Annotated in this window: 15 protein-coding genes and 1 pseudogene; 10 read left to right on the forward strand and 6 right to left on the reverse strand. The window is 74.6% G+C overall.

Translation table 11 applies throughout. From position 1 onward, the window contains the following. Complete coding sequence (locus JJJ15_RS02280; RefSeq protein ID WP_200511319.1) at nt 1-696, forward strand: AMIN domain-containing protein; 696 nt, start codon at nt 1-3, stop codon at nt 694-696. A 119-nt stretch (nt 697-815) separates the two neighbouring features. Here the strand turns inward: JJJ15_RS02280 and JJJ15_RS02285 are convergent, their stop codons facing one another. The 3 genes from JJJ15_RS02285 to murA all read right to left on the reverse strand — a co-directional run bounded on the left by JJJ15_RS02285 (nt 816) and on the right by murA (nt 4,184). Then, entirely contained in the window at nt 816-1,859 is a 1,044-nt protein-coding gene (locus JJJ15_RS02285) for an NAD(P)H-dependent glycerol-3-phosphate dehydrogenase (RefSeq protein WP_200511320.1), read from the reverse strand. Further along, nucleotides 1,856-2,788, reverse strand: coding sequence for a lysophospholipid acyltransferase family protein (locus tag JJJ15_RS02290; RefSeq protein ID WP_200511886.1), 933 nt, complete (start codon nt 2,786-2,788; stop codon nt 1,856-1,858). Before JJJ15_RS02290 ends, JJJ15_RS02285 begins: the two co-directional genes overlap by 4 nt. 73 nt (nt 2,789-2,861) lie before the next feature. Beyond that, the gene (gene murA, locus JJJ15_RS02295) at nt 2,862-4,184 is read right to left on the reverse strand and encodes a UDP-N-acetylglucosamine 1-carboxyvinyltransferase (protein WP_106109311.1); all 1,323 of its coding nucleotides are present in this window, start codon (nt 4,182-4,184) and stop codon (nt 2,862-2,864) included. 247 nt (nt 4,185-4,431) lie between these two features. Here murA and JJJ15_RS13355 point away from each other — a divergent pair, with 247 nt between their 5' ends. The 9 genes and pseudogenes from JJJ15_RS13355 (at nt 4,432) to JJJ15_RS02340 (ending at nt 16,083) form a co-directional block, all read left to right on the forward strand. After that, nucleotides 4,432-5,757 (forward strand): glycosyltransferase, encoded by a 1,326-nt coding sequence (locus JJJ15_RS13355; RefSeq protein ID WP_129591479.1) that lies wholly within the window; start codon nt 4,432-4,434, stop codon nt 5,755-5,757. After that, nucleotides 5,754-6,959 (forward strand): annotated as a pseudogene (locus JJJ15_RS02305) (glycosyltransferase); the annotation flags it as partial. The gene JJJ15_RS13355 and the pseudogene JJJ15_RS02305, both read left to right, overlap by 4 nt. Before the next feature lie 237 nt (nt 6,960-7,196). Then, a complete protein-coding gene (locus JJJ15_RS02310; RefSeq protein WP_348641499.1) occupies nt 7,197-8,285 on the forward strand; it encodes a glycosyltransferase in 1,089 nt (362 codons plus the stop codon). Between the two features lie 64 nt (nt 8,286-8,349). After that, on the forward strand, nt 8,350-10,068 hold the full coding sequence (locus JJJ15_RS02315) for an ABC transporter ATP-binding protein (protein WP_200511888.1): 1,719 nt from the start codon (nt 8,350-8,352) through the stop codon (nt 10,066-10,068). Continuing rightward, nucleotides 10,065-11,369, forward strand: a complete 1,305-nt coding sequence (locus JJJ15_RS02320) for a phosphotransferase (RefSeq protein ID WP_200511321.1) — start codon at nt 10,065-10,067, stop codon at nt 11,367-11,369. Before JJJ15_RS02315 ends, JJJ15_RS02320 begins: the two co-directional genes overlap by 4 nt. After that, nucleotides 11,366-12,412: a serine kinase gene (locus tag JJJ15_RS02325; RefSeq protein ID WP_200511322.1), complete on the forward strand. Its 1,047-nt coding sequence runs from the start codon at nt 11,366-11,368 to the stop codon at nt 12,410-12,412. Before JJJ15_RS02320 ends, JJJ15_RS02325 begins: the two co-directional genes overlap by 4 nt. A 187-nt stretch (nt 12,413-12,599) precedes the next feature. After that, nucleotides 12,600-13,919 carry a UDP-glucose/GDP-mannose dehydrogenase family protein gene (locus tag JJJ15_RS02330; RefSeq protein WP_200511323.1) on the forward strand — a complete coding sequence of 440 codons (1,320 nt, stop codon included), beginning with the start codon at nt 12,600-12,602 and terminating at the stop codon, nt 13,917-13,919. A gap of 38 nt (nt 13,920-13,957) precedes the next feature. After that, nucleotides 13,958-15,391, forward strand: a complete 1,434-nt coding sequence (locus JJJ15_RS02335) for a HAMP domain-containing sensor histidine kinase (protein WP_200511324.1) — start codon at nt 13,958-13,960, stop codon at nt 15,389-15,391. Between the two features lie 23 nt (nt 15,392-15,414). Beyond that, complete coding sequence (locus tag JJJ15_RS02340) at nt 15,415-16,083, forward strand: response regulator transcription factor (protein ID WP_200511325.1); 669 nt, start codon at nt 15,415-15,417, stop codon at nt 16,081-16,083. Between the two features lie 24 nt (nt 16,084-16,107). On the opposite strand, the gene JJJ15_RS02345 is transcribed toward JJJ15_RS02340, so the two are convergent. From JJJ15_RS02345 to leuC, 3 genes are all read right to left on the reverse strand, one after another. Continuing rightward, complete coding sequence (locus tag JJJ15_RS02345) at nt 16,108-16,461, reverse strand: hypothetical protein (protein ID WP_200511326.1); 354 nt, start codon at nt 16,459-16,461, stop codon at nt 16,108-16,110. 340 nt (nt 16,462-16,801) lie between these two features. After that, on the reverse strand, nt 16,802-17,455 hold the full coding sequence (gene leuD, locus JJJ15_RS02350) for a 3-isopropylmalate dehydratase small subunit (RefSeq protein WP_106109319.1): 654 nt from the start codon (nt 17,453-17,455) through the stop codon (nt 16,802-16,804). Nucleotides 17,456-17,478: 23 nt separating this feature from the next. Continuing rightward, nucleotides 17,479-19,032, reverse strand: a complete 1,554-nt coding sequence (gene leuC / locus JJJ15_RS02355) for a 3-isopropylmalate dehydratase large subunit (protein ID WP_200511327.1) — start codon at nt 19,030-19,032, stop codon at nt 17,479-17,481. Nucleotides 19,033-19,092: the final 60 nt, after the last annotated feature.

Consider the following 19,092-nt stretch of genomic DNA (forward strand, 5'->3'; position numbering starts at 1 on the left):
ATGACACGCCACGCGCTCGCCCCCGCCCTGGTCATGCTGCTGGCCGGTGCCCTGGCCCTGGGCGCCTGCGGCACCCACCCCGCCGCGAGCCCGTCGGACCCGGTACCCGAGACACCCGCCACCGGGGCCGCTACCAGCACCTCCACCGCCACGGGCGGCAACGCGCCGCTCGCACCCGCCACCTCGGCACCCCCGCTGTCCCCCGACGAGAGGACCGCCTCCAACGAGCCCGCCTGGGGCACCGGCGAGCAGGGTCAGGAGGCCTCCGCGGGCTCCCAGCTCGTGATCACCGACATGCGCGTGGGCTCCCACGACGAGAACGGCCGGGAGTACGACCGCATCGTCCTGGAGTTCGCCGGGGAGGGGACCCCAGGCTGGCTCCCGCCGCAGTGGGTCACCCAGGCCTCCACCACCGGCAAGGGCGACCCGATCAATATCAAGGGGGACCACCTCCTGGTCGTCAAGGGCACCGGCATGGCCGGCGTCCCCGACGCCGACCAGCAGGCCCACAGCTACAAGGGCCCGCGGGAGCTCAACCTGGACGACAGCCCCCAGGGCGACGAGATCGAGGGGGTCCACCTGGACATGCCCTTTGAGGGCGAGTTCCAGCTGGTGCTGGGCACCGACTCCAGGACCTACCGGATCTTCACCCTGTCCGGCCCCACGCGCCTGGTCATTGACGTCGCCGACGACTGACCGCGGCCCCGCGGCGCCAGCCGTCGTGACCCCGGGGACGGACGCCTGGGCGCAGACCGCGGCGTCGGCCCCCTGCCCGCCCTGGGGATGGGCAGGACGGGGCGGGCAGGCGGCACCGCTCAGAGCGGGGCGGCGTTGACGCCCTCGGCCTTGCGCGGGCGCGACAGCAGCGCGTCAGAGACCTCCCTGACGGAGGCCCGGCCCTCCACCACGGCCACGACCCCGGCGGTGATGGGCATCTCCACCCCGTGGGTGTCGGCCAGGTCCAGCACGGCCCGGGCCGACTTGGCCCCCTCGGCCACGCCCCGGGAGACGGCGGTGGCCCGGGCCACGCTCATCCCCTCCCCCAGGCGGCGGCCGAAGGACTGGTTACGGCTCAGCGGGGAGGAGCAGGTAGCCACCAGGTCCCCCATGCCGGCCAGGCCGGAGAAGGTCTCCGGCCGCGCCCCCAGCGCCAGGCCCAGGCGGGTGATCTCCACCAGGCCGCGGGTAATGAGCGTGGCCTTGGAGTTGTCCCCCAGCCCGCGTCCGGCCGCCATGCCCACCGCGAGCGCAATGACGTTCTTGACCGCGCCGCACAGCTCCACGCCCAGGACGTCGTTGTTGGTGTAGGGGCGGAAGGTGGCGGTGGCGCAGGCGGCGGCCACGGCGGCGGCGGTGGCCTGGCTGGAGGAGGCCACCACCGTGGCGGTGGGCTGCCTGACGGCGATCTCGTCGGCGAGGTTGGGGCCGGAGACGACGGCGACCCGCTCCCCCGGGACCCCGAGCACCTGGGCCAGGACCTCGCTCATGCGCATCCGGGTGCCCAGCTCAATGCCCTTCATGAGGGAGACCACCAGCGCACCGGGCTCGACGGCGCCTGCCAGGGGCTCAATGGCGCCGCGGGCCAGCTGGGAGGGCAGGGCCACCACCACGATCCCCGCGCCCGCCACGGCCGCACGCATGTCGGTGGTGGCCCTCACCTCCGGGGGCAGGCTCAGGCTGGGGGCGTAGCGGCTGTTGGTCCCCGAGTTGATCTCGGCGGCGACCTCCTGGCGGCGGGCCCAGACGGTGGTGGGGGCACCGGCCTCGGCCAGGAGGCTGGCGAAGGTGGTCCCCCAGGCCCCCGCGCCCACGACGGCGGCGCGGGAGGGGAGCTGGTGCGCGGTGTGGGTGGGGCTCACTGCGGGTCCTCCTGGGCGACGTCGTTCTGCGCGGCGGCCGGGGCTGCGGGGGCCTCAGCCGGCTCCGGGGCCTCAGCCGACTCCGGGGCGGCTGCCTGCGGAGCTCCCGGGGCCTTAACCGGTTCAGGTGCCACAGCCGGGGCCGCGGGGGCCTCAGCCGGCTCAGGGGCTCCCGGGGCCTCAGCCAGCTCCGGCAGCGGGTCGGGCCTGCGTACCCCGATCCTGCCCTTGCCGGGGTCGCCGTCGTAGTGCATGTCGTAGGGGCGGGGCGCCTTCTCGCCGCGCAGGTCCTCCACCAGGTGGGTAATGGCCTCCATCATGGCGGCGGTGCACTGGCGTACGGCCTCGTGGTCCTGGGTGTCGGAGCCGAACCGGGACAGGTCCAGGGGGGTGCCGATCTTGACGCGCACCTCCTTGCGCGGGAAGGGGTGGAAGACCTTGCCGTAGGTGTGGAGGACGTCCTGGGCGCCCCACTGCCCCACAGGAACCACGGGGGCCCCCGAGACCATGGCCAGGCGGGCGGCCCCGGTCTTGGCGACCATGGGCCACTGGAGGGGGTCGCGTGACAGGGTGCCCTCGGGGAAGATCATAATGGCCCCGCCCTCGGCCAGGACCTTCCTGGCGGCCTCCAGGGACCTGGCCGCGTCCCGGGTGCCGCGCTGGACCGGGATCTGCCCCCCGGCCCGCAGGATGGCGCCCAGGACGGGGACCTTGAACAGGGTCGCCTTGGTCAGGGAGTAGACGGGCACGTCGGCGTCGACGAAGGCCCGCATGGCGGTCAGGGAGTCCAGGTCGGTGAGGTGGTTGGCCACCGCGATAAAGCCGCCCTCGGAGGGGATGTTCTCGGTGCCCTCCACGTGCTGGCGGGAGACGGCCTTGAGGAAGGGGATGATCGCCCCGCGCGCGGCGAGGCGGTAGAACGGGGTCATAGGGCGCTGGGTCACGCGCTGAGCCTAGCCGCTCGGCCGCCGTGGCCCCTTTGAGGAACCGTACAAGCCGGTCTCAGGCCAGGCGGGTGACATTGGCCTCCAGGCAGCCGAGCTTGTGCATAAAGTGCTCGTAGCCGCGGTCAATGAGGTTAATGCCCTCCACCCGGCTGGTGCCCTGGGCGGCCAGGGCGGCAATGAGGTGGGAGAAGCCACCGCGCAGGTCGGGGACCACGATGTCGGCGCCCGTCAGGGGGGTGGGGCCGGAGACGACGGCCGAGTGGTAGAAGTTGCGCTGCCCGAACCGGCAGGCGCTGCCCCCCAGGCACTCGCGGTAGACCTGGATGGTGGCCCCCATCTTGCACAGGGCGGCGGTGAAGCCGAAGCGGTTCTCGTAGACGGTCTCGTGGACGATCGACAGGCCCTCGGCCTGGGTCAGGGCCACCACCAGGGGCTGCTGCCAGTCGGTCATGAAACCGGGGTGGACGTTGGTCTCCACCACGATGCTGCGCAGGTCCCCGCCGGGGTGGTAGAAGCGGATGCCGTCGTCGCGCACGTCAAAGGCGCCCCCGACCTTGCGGAAGATGTTGAGGAAGGTGGTCATGTCCCCCTGGTGGGCGCCGTGCACCAGGATGTCGCCGCCGGTGGCCAGGGCGGCGGAGGCCCAGGAGGCGGTCTCGATGCGGTCGGGCAGGGCGTGGTGGTTGTAGCCCACGAGCCCGTCGACCCCCTCGACGTGGATGGTGCGGTCGGTGTCCACCGAGATAATGGCGCCCATCTTCTGGAGCACGTCCACCAGGTCCAGGATCTCGGGCTCGACGGCGGCGCCGCGCAGCTCGGTCAGGCCCTCGGCGCGCACGGCGGTCAGCAGGGTCTGCTCGGTGGCGCCCACGGACGGGTAGGGCAGGTCGATGACGGTCCCGTGCAGCCTGTCGGGGGCGGTCAGGCGGATGCCCTGGGCCTGCTTGTCCACGGTCGCCCCGAACTGGCGCAGGATCTGCAGGTGGAAGTCGATGGGGCGGTCCCCGATGCGGCAGCCGCCCAGGTCGGGGATAAAGGCCTCCCCCAGGCGGTGCAGCAGGGGCCCGCAGAAGAGGATGGGGATGCGTGAGGACCCGGCGTGGGCGTCGATGTCGGCCATGTGGGCGGACTCGACCTTGGAGGGGTCCAGGCGCAGGACGCCCTCGGTCTGGTCGTAGTCGATGCTCACCCCGTGCAGGGCCAGCAGGCCGGAGACCACGTCGACGTCGCGGATGAGGGGCACGTTGCGCAGCACCGAGGGGGTGGCCCCCAGCAGGGCCGCGACCATGGCCTTGGGCACGAGGTTCTTGGCCCCACGTACGGTGATCTCGCCGGTGAGCGGGTGTCCGCCCTCAACCTGAAGCAGACCGTCAGCCATTGTTTCCTCCGGGGGTGGGTAGGCCCCGCGGGGTGGGCGGGGTCGCCCCAGCATAGGTGCCCGCGCACCCCGTCGTCCGTCCCCCGCCGGTGACAAGGACCTGCCGACGGCGAAAACCAGCTGGTCAGGGCGTTCCGCCCGTCACCGGCCACCGGGACACGCCGACGGGCACAGGGGCCGCAGGAACCTAAGGAAGTTCTCACACAGGCCTCACAGGCCTGTAGCCTCCGCCTCCCAGACTCGGGGTATGAGCCAGACAGCACCCTCACCCGCGCCCCTGCGCGTCGTGCTCTACTCCCACGACTCCCTGGGGCTGGGGCACCTGAGGCGCAACCTCGCCCTGGCCCACGCCCTGGCCCAGGACCTGCCCGCCCTCAGCGGCCGGGACGTGGCCGGGCTGCTGGTGCGCGGTCTCACCCCGGGGGTGGACCTGCCCCTGCCGCCGGGCTTTGACTGGCTCACCCTGCCGGGCGTGGCCAAGGGCCCCGGAGGGTATGAGCCCCGTCACCTAGGGACCGGTACCGCTGACCTGCTGGCCCTGCGCTCGGCCCTGCTGGAGACCGCCCTGACCTGTTTCGGCCCTGACCTGGTCGTCATCGACCGCCACCCCTACGGGGTGCACCGCGAGCTGCTGGCCCCGCTGCGCCGCCTGAGGCGGGCCCGTCCCTCCTGCCAGGTGGTCCTGGGGCTGCGGGAGGTCCTCGACTCACCGGGGTGCGTGCAGGCCGAGTGGCACCGCCTGGGCGACACCGGTGAGCTACGCCACCTCATTGACCACGTCTGGGTCTACGGCGACCCCGCGGTCCACGACCTGCGCCGCAGCGGTGAGGCGCCGACGGCGCTGGCCGACCGGATCACCTACACCGGCTACCTGGCCGCCGGCCGCGCCCGCACCGACCGGCCCGAGGCCCTGCTCACCACCCGCCCCTACGTGCTGACCACCACCGGCGGCGGCCAGGACGGGGCGGTCCTGGTGCGTGCCGCCCTGGGGGCGAGGATCCCGCCCGGCCACGCCCACGTCGTCGTGGCCGGCCCCCAGGCCCGGGCCCGTGACCTGGCCGACCTGACGCCCCGGGCGGGGACGCGCCTGCTGCGCTGCCTGCCCGGCCTGAGCCTGCACATCGCCCAGGCCAGCGCGGTCATCGCCATGGGCGGCTACAACACGGTCAACGAGGTCCTGGCCTCCACCACGCCCGCGCTCATCGTCCCCCGGGAGGCCCCCCGCGCCGAGCAGCTCATCCGCGCCCGGGCGCTGGCGGCCAGCGGCGCCGTCGACCTCATGCGGGTGGCCGACCTGAGCCCCCAGGCCCTGTCGGAGTGGGTCCACCGGGCCGTGGGCCGGCACCGGGACCGCTCCCACCTCAGGCGCGACGGCCTGGCCCGGGTCGCCCGCCTGGCCGCAGACCTCCTGGCCCCCTCGGCCGGGGCCAGGGGCCCTGGTCCCGCAGGGCCCACTGGCCCCGGGGTGCGCCCCGTCCCGGCCCCCCGTACCCGTCAGGCCCCCGCCCGGGGGCGCCCTTCCCACCAGCGGCCGGCCGCCCCGGCCACCACCAGCCCCAGGAGCACGTCATGACCACACCCCACGTCGGCTACGTCCTGAAGGTCTACCCCCGGTTCTCCGAGACCTTCGTCGTCACCGAGATCCTGGCCCGTGAGGCCCTGGGAGACCGCCTGAGCGTCTACGCCCTGCGCCCCACCACCGACTCGCGCTTCCACCCCGAGATCTCCCGGGTCAGGGCCCCCGTGCGCCGGGTGCCCCGCCCCCACCTGCTGGAGAGCCTGTGGACCTGCCTGGGCGCGGGCCTGGACCAGGAGCCGGTGCGGCAGGCCTTCTGCGAGATCCTGCCGGTGCTGGCCGGCCTGCCGGGTGAGGACGTGGCCCAGGGCGTGGCCCTGGCCCAGCAGGTGCGCGCCGACGGCGTCACCCACCTGCACGCGCACTTCGCCTCCCTGGCAGGACGCACCGCCTGGATCGCCTCCCGACTGACCGGCGTGCCCTACACGGTGACCACCCACGCCAAGGACATCTACCACCGCGACGTGGACCGCACCTGGCTGCGCCGGGTGTGCGGGGACGCCGAGCGGGTCATTGCCATCAGCCGCTTCAACCGGGACTTCCTGGAGCGGGTCCTGGAGGGCAGCGGCGCCCGCGTGAGCCTGCAGTACAACGCCCTGGAGCTGGACCGCTTCCCCTTCCGCGCCCGCCCCGCCCCGGGCCCCGACCGGCCGCTGCGGGTCCTGGGGGTGGGCCGGCTCGTGCCCAAGAAGGGGTTCGGGGACCTCGTTGACGCCGCTGCCAGCCTGCGCCGCCGCGGCGTAGAGGCCCAGGTCACGGTAGCGGGCGAGGGCGAGCTGCGCACCCCCCTCCAGGAGAGGGTGCGCGAGGCGGGCCTGGAGGGGGCCGTGACCTTCCTGGGCGCCCGCACCCAGGCCGAGGTCCGCGACCTGCTGGAGCGGGCCGACGTCCTCGTGGCCCCCTGCGTGGAGGCCGAGGACGGCAATATCGACGGCCTGCCCACCGTGGTGCTGGAGGCGATGGCCTGCGGCACCCCGGTGGTGGCCACCTCCGTGTCCGGCCTGCCCGAGGTGGTCCAGGACGGTGTCACGGGGATCCTGCTGGAGCCCGGGGACGTGGGCGCCCTGGCCGACACCCTGGCCGACCTGGCCGCCGGGAGGCGGGACACCGCCGCCCTGGCCAGGCGCGCTCGCGCCCTCGTGGAGGAGCGCTTCGACTCCCGCCGGCAGGCCCGGCGCCTCTCACGCTGGGAGGGCGGCACCGGCCGGACGCCCCAGCCCGACCCGGGGCCCGCGCGCCCCGGCTCGGGCTCCCCGGCCCGGCCCGGGGCCCCCACCAGGCCGGAGGCCCCCACCAGGCCGGACGCCCCCACCCGGCCGGAGGCCCCCACCCGGCCGGAGGCCAGCCGCACGGACCCCACCGGGCCCGCCGCGCCCTGCCACACGGCCCCCAGGGCCCTGAGGGTCGCCTACCTCAGCGTGGACCCGGGGGTCCCCGTGTTCGGCACCAAGGGGGCCTCGGTCCACGTCCAGGAGGTGGTGCGTGAGCTACGCGGACGCGGGCACGAGGTGAGCGTGTACACCACCCGGGCCGGTAGCCGCGTCCCGGCCGACCTGGAGGACCTGCGCGTGGTCGAGGTGCCCCTGGGCCCCCACCCCGGTACCGCCGCCCGGGAGGCGGCCCAGGCCCGGGCCGCCCGGGAGCTGGCCGCCCGGGCCGAGGCCGACCACCCCGACCTGGTCTACGAGCGCTACTCCCTGTTCTCCCGGGCCCTGAGCCAGGTCACCGCCACCACGGGGGCCGCCAGCGTCCTGGAGGTCAACTCCCCCCTGGTGGACGAGCAGCGCACGCACCGGGGGCTGTGTGACGCCGAGGGGGCCCTGGAGGTCCTGCACGCCCAGGTGGGGGCGGCCGGCCTCACCCTGTGCGTCTCGGGCCCGGTGGAGGCCTGGGTCCGTGGCCACTGCCCCACGGGCAGGGTGCGTACCCTGCCCAACGGGGTCAATACCGTCCGGATCACCCCCCGGCCGGAGGACCCCGACCAGGTGGTGGTCACCTTCGTGGGCACCCTCAAGCCCTGGCACGGGGTGGAGGACCTGCTGCGGGCGGCCGCCCTGGCCAGGGAGCCCTGGAGCCTGCGGGTGGTGGGCGACGGGCCCCAGGGCCCGGCCCTGCGCTCCCAGGCGCGCGAGGACGGCCTGGAGGTGGACTTCCGGGGCGCCGTCGCCCCCGAGCAGGTGCCCGACCACCTGGCGGGGTCGGCCGTCGCGGTCGCCCCCTACCCCGAGCCGACTACCGGGCAGGGGCACTACTTCTCCCCGCTGAAGGTCTACGAGTACATGGCGGCGGGCCTGCCGGTGGTGGCCTCCGCGGTGGGCCAGCTCCCCGGTGCGCTGGAGGGCTGCGGCCTGCTGGTCCCGCCCTCGGACCCCCAGGCCCTGGCCGACGCCCTGGACGCCCTGGCCTCCGACCCGCGGCGCCGGCGCGAGCTGGGCCGACGGGCCCGGCAGGAGGCGGTGGACCACCACTCGTGGTCCCGGGTGGTCACCCGGGCCCTGGAGCTGGCGGGGGTGGACAGTGCCTGAGAACCGCGGCGCCCTGCGCAGGAGCCTGCACCTGGTCGCCCCCGACCTGCGCCCCCAGTGGGGCATGGTCCTGGCCGGGGTCCTCGCCCTCGTGCTGGAGGTGGGCTTCCGGGTCATGGAGCCCTGGCCCCTGAAGATCGTCATTGACGCCCTGGTCTCCTCCCTCAAGGGGCCCGGCTCCCCGGGGGCGACGGTCCCCTTCCTGCTGCTGTGCGGACTGGTCCTGGTGGCCGTCACCGCCCTGCGGGCCCTGTGCAACTACGTGGCCACCGTGTGCTTCGCCCTCGTTAGCTCACAGGCCGCCGCTCGTCTGCGTGAACGTGTCTTCTGCCACGTCCAGGGGCTGTCCCAGCAGTTCCACGCCCGCAACCGCAGCGCCGACACCGTCCAGCGGATCGTCTCCGACGTCGCCCGCCTCCAGGACGTGGCCGTCCAGGCGGGGCTGCCGCTGCTGGCCAACGTGTCCACCCTGGCGGTCATGCTGGGGGTCATGGTCCTCCTCGACCCGGTGCTCGCGGTGGTCGTGGTGGCCGCCGTCGGCGCCTTCTGGCTCACCTCCCGGGGCGCCGGGGCCCGTATCACCCAGGCATCGCGCCGTACCCGCCAGGGCGAGGGGCGCCTGGCCGACACCGCCCAGGAGTCGCTCAGCTCCATCGCCGTGGTCCAGTCCTACGGGCTGGAGGACCTCATCGCCCGACGCTTCGCCAGCGCCAACCAGGTCTCCCTGCGCCAGGGGATGCGGGCGCTGTGCCTGTCGGCCCGCCTGGAGCGCGGCACCGACGTCATCGTGGGCCTGGCCACCGCCGCGGTCATGGTGGGCGGGGGCGTGCGGGTCCTCCAGGGCGCCATGTCCCCCGGGGACCTGGTGCTGTTCACCACCTACCTGCGCACCACCATGAAGCCCCTGCGCGACATGGCCAAGTACACCGGGCGCCTGGCCCGGGCCGGGGCCTGCGGGGAGCGGGTGGCCGACCTGATGGGCCGCACGCCCCAGGTGACCAGCCCCGCCGCCGCCCTGGTCCCGGCCCGGCTGCACGGACACGTCCGCCTGGAGGACGTGCGCACCGAGTACGACGGCGTGGAGGTCCTCCACGGGGTGAGCCTGAGCGTCTCCCCCGGCGAGTACGTGGCCGTGGTGGGCCCCTCCGGGGCGGGCAAGTCCACCCTGGTCTCCCTGCTGACCCGGGCCCAGGACCCCGTGGGCGGCACCGTGTCCCTGGACGGCTACCCGCTCCAGGCCCTGGACCTGGGGCTGCTGCGGGCCAGCGTCTCGGTCCTGCACCAGGAGGCCCTGCTCCTGACCGGCACGGTGGCGGAGAACATCCGTATGGGACGCCAGGACGCCACCGACGCGCAGGTGGAGGCGGCGGCCCGGGCCGCCGGCGCCCACGGCTTTATCACGGACCTGCCCCAGGGCTACGACACGGTGGTCGGCGAGCGCGGGGGCACCCTGTCCGGGGGGCAGCGCCAGCGGGTCGGCATCGCCCGCGCCCTGCTGCGCTCGGCGCCCGTGGTGGTCCTGGACGAGGCCACCACCGGGCTGGACCCCCACTCCGCGTCCCTGGTCCTGGACGCCGTGGACCGCCTGGTACGGGGACGGACCACGATCGCCGTGACCCACGACGCCGAGGTCGCCGTGCGCGCCACCAGGGTGGTGTGGCTGGAGGAGGGCCGGATCCTCATGGACGGGACCCCGCAGGAGCTGGCCGCGACCTCACCCCGTTTCCGTACCTGGCTGGACAGCCGTCGCGCCGCCAGCCTGGCCGGCGGAGGCGTGTCATGAGCGCACCCACCTCACCCCCCAGCGAGGTCGCCGTGCTGGAGGCCGCCCTGGATCCCGCCTGGCTGGCGGAGCACTGCGGCCGCCCGGTGCGGGCCTCCCGCCTGCGTCTCAAGCCGGGGGTGTCACTGGCCCTGTCCCTGGTGGACGCCTGCCGGGGCACGCCCGTGGGCTGGGCCCGGTTCCTGTGGCCCCGGGCCCGCAGCCGGGCCAGGTCACTGGCCGCCTGGGCGGGGACCCGGGGGCTCGCGGTCCACCAGCGGGACTGGTCCGGGCTGGTCCTCCAGTGGGGCGGCCTGGCCAGCGACCCGGCTCTGGGACGGGTGGTCGCCTCCAGCCTGGGCCCCTGGGCCGCGGCCCTGCCCGGCCTGGAGGGGCCCGGTGGCACGGGACCGGGCAGGGCGGTCGCTGAGGCGCCGTGCGATCCCCCAGCACCAGGAGACCCCCCGGCGCCGGGGGACCTACCGGGCCGCCGGGGAGCCCCCGGGGCCGAGGGGACCTTCCAGGTCATGCGTCACAACCCCTTGCGGCGTCTGGTGATACGAGCGGGTTCCTACGTGGTGCGCCTGAGCGCCCGTCCCACGCCCTGGGGGCCGGCCCCGCTGTCCGAGCTCGCCGCCCTGGTGCCCACCCCGCCCCCGGTGGAGCTGCCCACCAGCCCCGCCCCCGGGCTGCCCGCCCAGGTCAGGGGTGAGGGCGGGGTCCACGTAGCGGCCCAGACCCTCACCGGTGACACCGACCTGGGGCGCTGCCCCGACCCGGAGGCCACCTACCGGGCCGGGACGCTGCTGGCCCGGCTGCACCGCGCCCGCCCCGCCCCCGGTGGGGCCCTGGAGGCCGCCCTGGGGCCGGCACCCGACGCCGGGCGCGCCCTGCGGGCCCACGCAGGCGTCCTGGACCACCTGGACCGGGCCCTGGCCGGGCGCGCCCGGGCCCTGGTCGGGCGTCTTCCCCGCTCCCCGGTGGGGCCAGGTGTCCTCAGCCACGGTGACGCCTCCCCCGACCAGGTGCTCCTGGAGCGCGCCTCGGGCCTGGTGTGGCTGACCGACTTCGACCGTCTCTGCCTGGCTGAGCCGGCCACGGACCTGGGCTCCTACCTCTCGCAGGTGGACCCGGAGCTGGGGCAGGCGCTGCTGGACGGATACCGCGCCGGCGGAGGGCGCCCGCCCAGTCCCGCCGAGCGCGAGGCGGCCCTGACCCGCAGCCTCGCCCTGCGGGCGGCCGAGCCCCTGCGCGCCGCCGATCCCGCCTGGCGCCAGGCGCTGTCCGCCACGCTGGAGGACCTGGAGGAGCGCTGCCCATGAGACCCCTGAACGTCCTGCGCCGCACCGAGGGCGTCCGCCGGGCCTGGCCCGCACCCGACGGCGGGCTGACCTTTGAGACCACCGACGCCCGGGGCCGCCTGCGGGCCGGACGGGTCACGCCCCGGGGGCAGGTCCACCTGGTCCCCTACGCCACCGACCCGGACCTGCCCGCCCTGGGGCCCCGTGCGCAGGGCCGCCTGGTGGTCCACCGGCTCTCCCGCCGCGCGGTCGTGCTGTCCCCCACCCGGGCCGTGAGGATCCTCAGGCCCGCTCGGGTGGACAGGACCCTGGAGGTGGGGGCCACCATGGCCGGCCTGTGCACCCGGGCAGGGGCGCGGGCCGCGGTGTCGCGCCCGGCGGGCGGGGGCGCCACCACCCAGCCGCTGCTGGAGGGGCGGAGCCTGCACGACCTGGGTGCGGAGGCGCTGCCCGCCTGGCAGGCCCTGGCAGGCACCTGGCCCGCCCTGGCCGCCCTGGCCGACTCCCCCCAGGCACTCTCACTGCCCCGGCACACCGCCTGGGACGAGGCCCAGGTGCTGCGCGGCTGGCTCACCCAGGTCCGGCGGCACCGGGCCGTGGGCCCCCTGAAGGCGCTGGAGAACGCCGTGGAGGCGGCCTGCACCGCCCTGGTCCGCCAGGACGCGCCGGTGCGGACCACGTCCCGGACGGGTGCCGGGTCCCGGGGCAGGCCGGTGACCGAGGTCCCCAGTCACCGTGACCTGCACGACAAGCAGGTCCTGTGGGACGGCCGCACCCCGGGCCTGCTGGACCTGGACACGGCCGCCCGCGCGGAGGCCGCCCTGGACGTGGGCAACCTGCTGGCCCACCTTGAGCTGCGCGCCCTAGCCGGCTCCCTGCCCGCCGAGGCGGCCCGGGCCGCGGCGGGGTACCTGCGCGACGCCGTCGAGCACCTGCCGACCACCCCTGAGCGCACCGAGGTCTACACGCGCTCCGCCCGCCTCCGGCTGGCCTGCGTGTACGCCTTCCGCCCCACAGCTGGCCCCTGGCTGGACGCCTGGCTGGACCACGTCCTGGGCACCTGAGGGCCCGGACGCCTGCCCCCCAGCAACTGCTCACCAGCTACCCACCAACCATCCACTAAATGCTCATCAACCGCTCACCAACCACCCACCAACCGCTCACCAACCACCGACCGCCAGATCCGCGCCCCGGCGCGGCAGGACACCCGACCACGGCGCCTGAGGGCGTCAGAGAGTGTTAGGAGCCACCATGAAGATCACCGTCACAGGGTGCGGCTACCTCGGAGCCGTCCACGCCGTCTCCATGGCCGAGCTCGGCCACGAGGTCCTGGGCATCGAGGCCGACCCGGACAGGGCACACTCCCTCCAGGAGGGCCGGACGCCCTTCTACGAGCCCGGGATGGACCAGGCCCTGGGATCCGCCCTGGGGTCGGGCAGGCTGCGCTTCACCTCCTGCCCGGACCCCGGCGAGGTGGCCCGGGCCCAGGTGCACTTCCTGTGCGTGGGCACCCCCCAGTCGGCCCACAGCGGCGCCGCCGACCTGCGGTTCCTGTGGTCGGCGGTGGACCGTCTCCTGGACTGCCTGCCCGCCCCCACCCAGGCCGTGGTGGTCGGCAAGTCCACCGTCCCTGTGGGGACCGCCGCCGAGGTCGCGCGGCGTCTGGGCCAGGTAGGGGCCACGCTGGTGTGGAACCCCGAGTTCCTGCGGGAGGGGCACGCCGTCCACGACACCCTCCACCCCGACAGGATCGTCTACGGGCTGCCGGATGACCCCCGGGCCGCCGAGCACGCCCAGGGGGTCCTGGACGAGGTCTACGCCCCCGTCCTGGCCGAGGGCGTGGAGCGGATCACCGCCAACTACGCCACCGCCGAGCTGGTCAAGGTCGCCGCGAACTCCTTCCTGGCCACCAAGATCTCCTTTATTAACGCCATGGCCGAGATGTGCGAGGCCACCGGCGGGGACGTGACCGTCCTGGCCGAGGCGATCGGCAGGGACGAGCGCATCGGCCGCAGGTTCCTGGGCGCCGGGGTCGGCTTCGGCGGGGGCTGCCTGCCCAAGGACATCCGCGCCTTCACCACCCGGGCCCGCGAGCTGGGGGTCCAGGACGCGGTGGCCTTCCTGCACGAGGTGGACCTCATTAACCAGCGCCGCCGGGACCGGGTGGTCTCCCTGGCCCGCAGGCACCTGGGCGGGGACCTGCGGGGCCGGCGGGTGACCTTCCTGGGGGCCGCCTTCAAGCCTGACAGCGACGACGTGCGCGACTCCCCCGCCCTGGACGTGGCCCGCCGTCTCCAGGAGGCGGGGGCGCTGGTGACCGTCTGCGACCCGCGGGCCCTGCCGGTGGTGCGCTGCCAGCACCCCGGGCTGCGTACCGAGGAGGACCCCGCCGCCGCCATGAGCGGGGCGGAGGCCGTCCTGCTGCTCACCGAGTGGGACGAGTTCACCGGGCTCGACCCGCACGAGGCCGCCACCTGGGTGTCCCGCCCGGTCATGATCGACGGGCGCAACGCCCTGGATCCCGAGCAGTGGCGCGAGGCCGGGTGGACCTACGCCGGACTGGGGAGGTGAGGGCCGCCGCGGAGGGGGGCAGGCGTCACAATAGGGTCATGGAGGCTGCCCGCACCACACTGAGGTCCCGCATCGTGGGGACCATGGTCCTGGTCGCTACCGTGGCCCTGAGCGTCTCCGGGACCCTGCTGTGGGTCCTGGAGGAGCGCAGCATCCACCACGACGCCGACCGTCAGCTGGATCGTGTCCACACCCTGCTGACCGACCTGGCGGTCACCGGGACGGACCCGGGCACCGGCGCGCCCTTCACCTCCCCCTCCCGGGTGCTCCACGCCTACCTGTCGGCCACGGTGCTGGGCCCCACCCAGGGGGCGGTGGCCCTCCTGGGCTCCCGGGTCTACCTGCTGGCGCCCCGGGGGGTCACCCTGCGCCCTGAGGAGGACCCCGAGCTCATGTCCTACGCGACGGCGCACGCCACCGGGGTGGACGCGGTGGTGGACACCCTGCGCACCGCCAGGGGCACCTACCGGGTGCTGGTCTCACCCATTACCACCCACGGGGAGCAGGGGGCCCTGGTGTACGTCATCGACCTGCGCGCCCCCACGTCCTCGCTACGCCAGTCCATGGCCCTGTACGCCCTGTCCGCTACCGTGAGCCTGGCCGCGGTGGCGGTGCTGGCCAGGGTCGCCGTCGGACGCCTGCTGCGCCCCATCGGTGAGCTGCGCCAGGCCGCGGAGGCCATTGACGAGCGCAACCTCTCCCAGCGGGTGCCCGTGCGCGGCCGGGACGACCTGGCGGCGCTGGCCTCCGCCTTCAACCGGATGGTGGGCCGGGTGGAGCGGTCGGTGGAGGCGCAGCGGAGCCTGACCGACGACGTCGGCCACGAGCTGCGCACCCCCATCACCATTGTGCGCGGCCACCTGGAGCTGGTGGACCCCCACGACCCTGAGGACGTGGTCTCCACCACCCACCTGGCGCTGGAGGAGCTGGACCGCATGGGGGTGCTCGTCAACGACATGCTCACCCTGGCCAGGTCCCTGGACTCCCAGCACGTCCGGCCCCAGGACCACGACGTCGCCGCCCTGACGCGCACGGTCCTGGACAAGGCGCGTGCCCTGGGGGAGCGCCGGTGGCTGCTGGAGGGGACGGCGCAGGTCACCGCCCGGGTGGACCAGCAGCGCCTGACCCAGGCCTGGCTCCAGCTGGCCGCCAACGCGGTGCGCTACTCCGACCCCGGATCCACCGTGGCCCTGGGCTCGGCCGCCACCGGATCCGAGCTGCGCCTGTGGGTGCGTGACGAGGGCACAGGGATCGACCCGCAGGACCTGGAGCGTATCCGGCAGCGCTTCGTACGCACCGCCCAGGCGCGGGCGCGCTCCAGCGGGTCGGGGCTGGGGCTGCCCATCGTGGAGAACATTGTGGCCGCCCACGGGGGCCGGCTGGACATCGCCTCCGAGCCCGGTACAGGCTCGGTGTTCACCATGGTCCTGCCGTGGAGCCCCGACGAGGCGGCGGGGCCCACCGGACGGTAGCAGGCAAGCACGAGGGAGAAGGTATGAGCACGGTACTGGTCGTCGAGGACGAGGCGCGCATCGCCTCCTTCGTCTCCAAGGGGCTGCGGGCCGCCGGCCTGAGCGTGGAGGTCACCGGGTCCGGCAGGCAGGCCGTGGCACGCGCCTGCCAGGAGGGGATCGACCTCATCCTGCTGGACGTGGGCCTGCCCGACGTGGACGGCTTCGAGGTGCTGGAGCGGATCCGCGGCCAGGGGGTGAGCACCCCGGTCATTATGCTCACCGCCCGCTCCTCGGTGGAGGACCGGGTCGCTGGCCTGAGCGGCGGGGCGGACGACTACGTGGCCAAGCCCTTCGCCTTCGAGGAGCTGCTGGCACGGGTGCGCCTGCGTATGCGCTCCCAGGGGCGTGAGCCCGGGGGCGGCTCGGCGACCCGGCTGACCCACCGGGACCTGGTGCTGGATCTGCGCACCCGCCGGATCCTGGCGGACGGATCCTGGCGCGACCTGTCGGCCCGCGAGTTCGCCCTGGCGGAAACCTTTATGCGCAACGCCGGGATGGTGCTCAGCCGTGAGCAGCTGCTGGGCGCCGTGTGGGGCATCGACTTCGACCCCGGCTCCAACGTGGTGGACGTCTACGTGTCCTACCTGCGCTCCAAGATCGGGCGGGAGCGCCTGGAGACGGTGCGGGGCATGGGCTACCGCCTGGTGTGAGCGCCCCGGCACCGGCCCGGGGGCTCAGTCGTCGTCACGGTCGTGGTCGTCGTGGTCGTCGTGGTCCTTGTCGTCATCGTCGTCGTGGTCGTCGTCGACGACCACCGGGGGCGCGGGGGCCACGGGACGGGGAGCGGGGACGGTGCCCCCCGACGGCGTCTCGGCCGGTGGCAGGGGGCTGCCAGCGGGGCCGGTGGTGGGCGTCGCGTCCCCGGGCCCGGTGGTGGCGGAGGGGGCGGGGCTGCGGCTGGGGATGGTGATCCCCGGCTTGCTCGCCGGGCCGTCGGTGTAGGAGGCCAGGGCCACCAGGCCCAGGAGGAGCCCTCCTGCGGCCACGAGGATGCTGAGGATGAGGACGACGAGTCGGGATCGGTGCATGAGCTTCACGGTTCTACCTCCGCCACCATGGCACCACACGCCCCTGAGACGTGGGCCAGGCCAGGATGAGAGTCCTCTCATGGAGCGGGTGACGTGTCCGGGGCCGCGCGGGGTCGACCCGGCAGGCGGGCAGGCCTGCGCCTGGGCGGCGTCCGTGGACTGTTGCGCCACCCGGCAGGCGGGCAGGTCGGCGGCCGGGCTCGCCGGGCACCGGCCCTTGGTGCCCGAGGCCGTGAACCGGGCCGTGCGGCCCCAGCCCCCGGGCGCCGCGAGGCGGAGGCCGTCGGGCAGCGGGCCGCGCGGGCCGGGTGCCGCACCTGCCCCGGGCGCCGCACCGCGCTCAGGGGCGCGGCATGTCGGCGGCCCGCGCGGGCACCACCGGGACCGGGGGCAGGTGGCGGGCCGGCAGCGTGGCCGGTTTGAAGGCCGGCCGCGCCCGCTCGTAGGCGACGATCTCCTCCTCGTGCTGGAGGGTCAGCGAGATGTCGTCCAGGCCCTCCATGAGGGTCCAGCGCACGTAGTCGTCGATGGAGAAGGTGCACCGGAAGGCGCCCGCCTCCACGGTGCGGGCCTCCAGGTCCACGGTCACCTCGGTCCCCGGGGCGGTCTCCAGGATCTTCCACAGCTGCTCGCAGTCCTCCTGGCTCACCACCCCGGCCACCAGCCCCTGCTTGCCGGCGTTGCCGCGGAAGATGTCGGCGAACCGGGGGGCCAGGACCACCTTGAAGCCGTAGTCCTTCAGGGCCCACACGGCGTGCTCGCGTGAGGAGCCGGTACCGAAGTCGGGCCCGGCCACCAGCACGGAGGCCCGTCGGTAGGCCTCCTGGTTGAGGACGAAACCGGGGTCGCCCGCCCTCCAGGAGGCGAACAGGGCGTCCTCGAAACCGGTGCGGGTGATCCGCTTGAGGTAGACGGCCGGGATGATCTGGTCGGTGTCCACGGCGCTGCGGCGCAGGGGGGCGCCGATACCGGTGTGGCGGATGAACTTCTCCATGGGTCTGGATCCTCCGTTACGTCTCAGGCCGCGGCGGGGACGGGCAGGGTGACGGCGGCCGGGGCGGGCCCGGGTGCCGGGGCGGGTCCGGCCACCGGGACGGGCCCGTCCACCAGGGCGGGCCCGGGCGCAGGGACCCCGGGTGCCGGGGCGGTGGCCGGGCGGGCGGGCAGGGGCGGCAGGTCGGCGGGGCTGGACAGGGTGCCGCGCACCGCGGTGGCCGCGGCCACCGCCGGGGAGACCAGGTGGGTGCGCCCGCCCTTGCCCTGACGCCCCTCGAAGTTGCGGTTGGAGGTGGAGGCGGCGCGCTCCCCGGGGGCGAGCTTGTCGGGGTTCATGGCCAGGCACATGGAGCACCCGGCGTTGCGCCACTCGGCGCCGAAGTCCTTGAAGACCTGGTCCAGGCCCTCGGCCTCGGCCTGGAGGCGGATGCGGGCCGAGGCGGGCACCACCAGCATGCGCAGGCCGGGGGCCTTAGTGCGGCCCCGGACCACCTCGGCGGCGGTGCGCAGGTCCTCGATGCGCCCGTTGGTGCAGCTTCCCACGAAGACGGCGTCGACCGGGATCTGGCGCAGGGGCGTGCCGGGGGTCAGGTCCATGTACTCGATGGCGCGCTGGGCGGCGAGGCGCTCGGTGGCGTCGGCAATGTCCTCGGGGTCGGGAACGGCCGCCGAGATGGGCAGGCCCTGGCCGGGGTTGGTGCCCCAGGTGACGAAGGGCTCGATGTCGGCGGCCTCCAGGACCACCTCGGTGTCGAAGACGGCGTCGGCGTCGGTGCGCAGGGAGTCCCAGTAGGCCACGGCGGCGTCCCAGTCCGCGCCGACGGGGGCGTGGGGCCGCCCGGCGAGGTAGTCGTAGGTGACGGCGTCGGGGGCGATCATGCCGGCGCGGGCCCCGCCCTCGATGCTCATGTTGCAGATGGTCATACGGGCCTCCATCGAGAGCTGCTCGATGGCGCGGCCGCGGTACTCGATGACGTGGCCCTGGGCGCCGTTGGTGCCGATCTTGGCGATAATGGCCAGGATAATGTCCTTGGCCCCGCTGCCCGCGGGCAGGTCGCCGTCAATGGTCACGCTCATGGTCCTGAAGGGGGCGATGGGCAGGGTCTGGGTGGCCAGGACGTGCTCCACCTGGGAGGTGCCGATGCCGAAGGCCAGGGCCCCGAAGGCGCCGTGGGTGGAGGTGTGGGAGTCCCCGCACACCACCGTCATGCCGGGCTGGGTCAGGCCCAGCTGGGGGCCGACGGCGTGGACGATGCCCTGGTCGGCGTCGCCCAGGGAGTGCAGGCGCACCCCGAACTCGGCGCAGTTGCGTCGCAGGGTCTCGATCTGGGTGCGGGACGTGGGGTCGGCGATGGGCAGGTCGATGTCCAGGGTGGGGGTGTTGTGGTCCTCGGTGGCCAGGGTCAGGTCGGGGCGGCGGACCTGGCGGCCGGCCAGGCGCAGGCCCTCGAAGGCCTGGGGGCTGGTGACCTCGTGGACGAGGTGGAGGTCGATGTAGAGCAGGTCAGGGGCGCCGTCGGCACCCTGGGTCACGACGTGGTCGCGCCAGACCTTCTCAGCCAGGGTCATACCCATCGTAATGTCCTCTCAGTGGTCTGTTACATACTTCCCAGGAGGACCTGCGTAGCGACACCG

The organism is Actinomyces sp. HMT897 (assembly GCF_016626125.1).
Classification (GTDB): Bacteria; Actinomycetota; Actinomycetes; order Actinomycetales; family Actinomycetaceae; genus Actinomyces.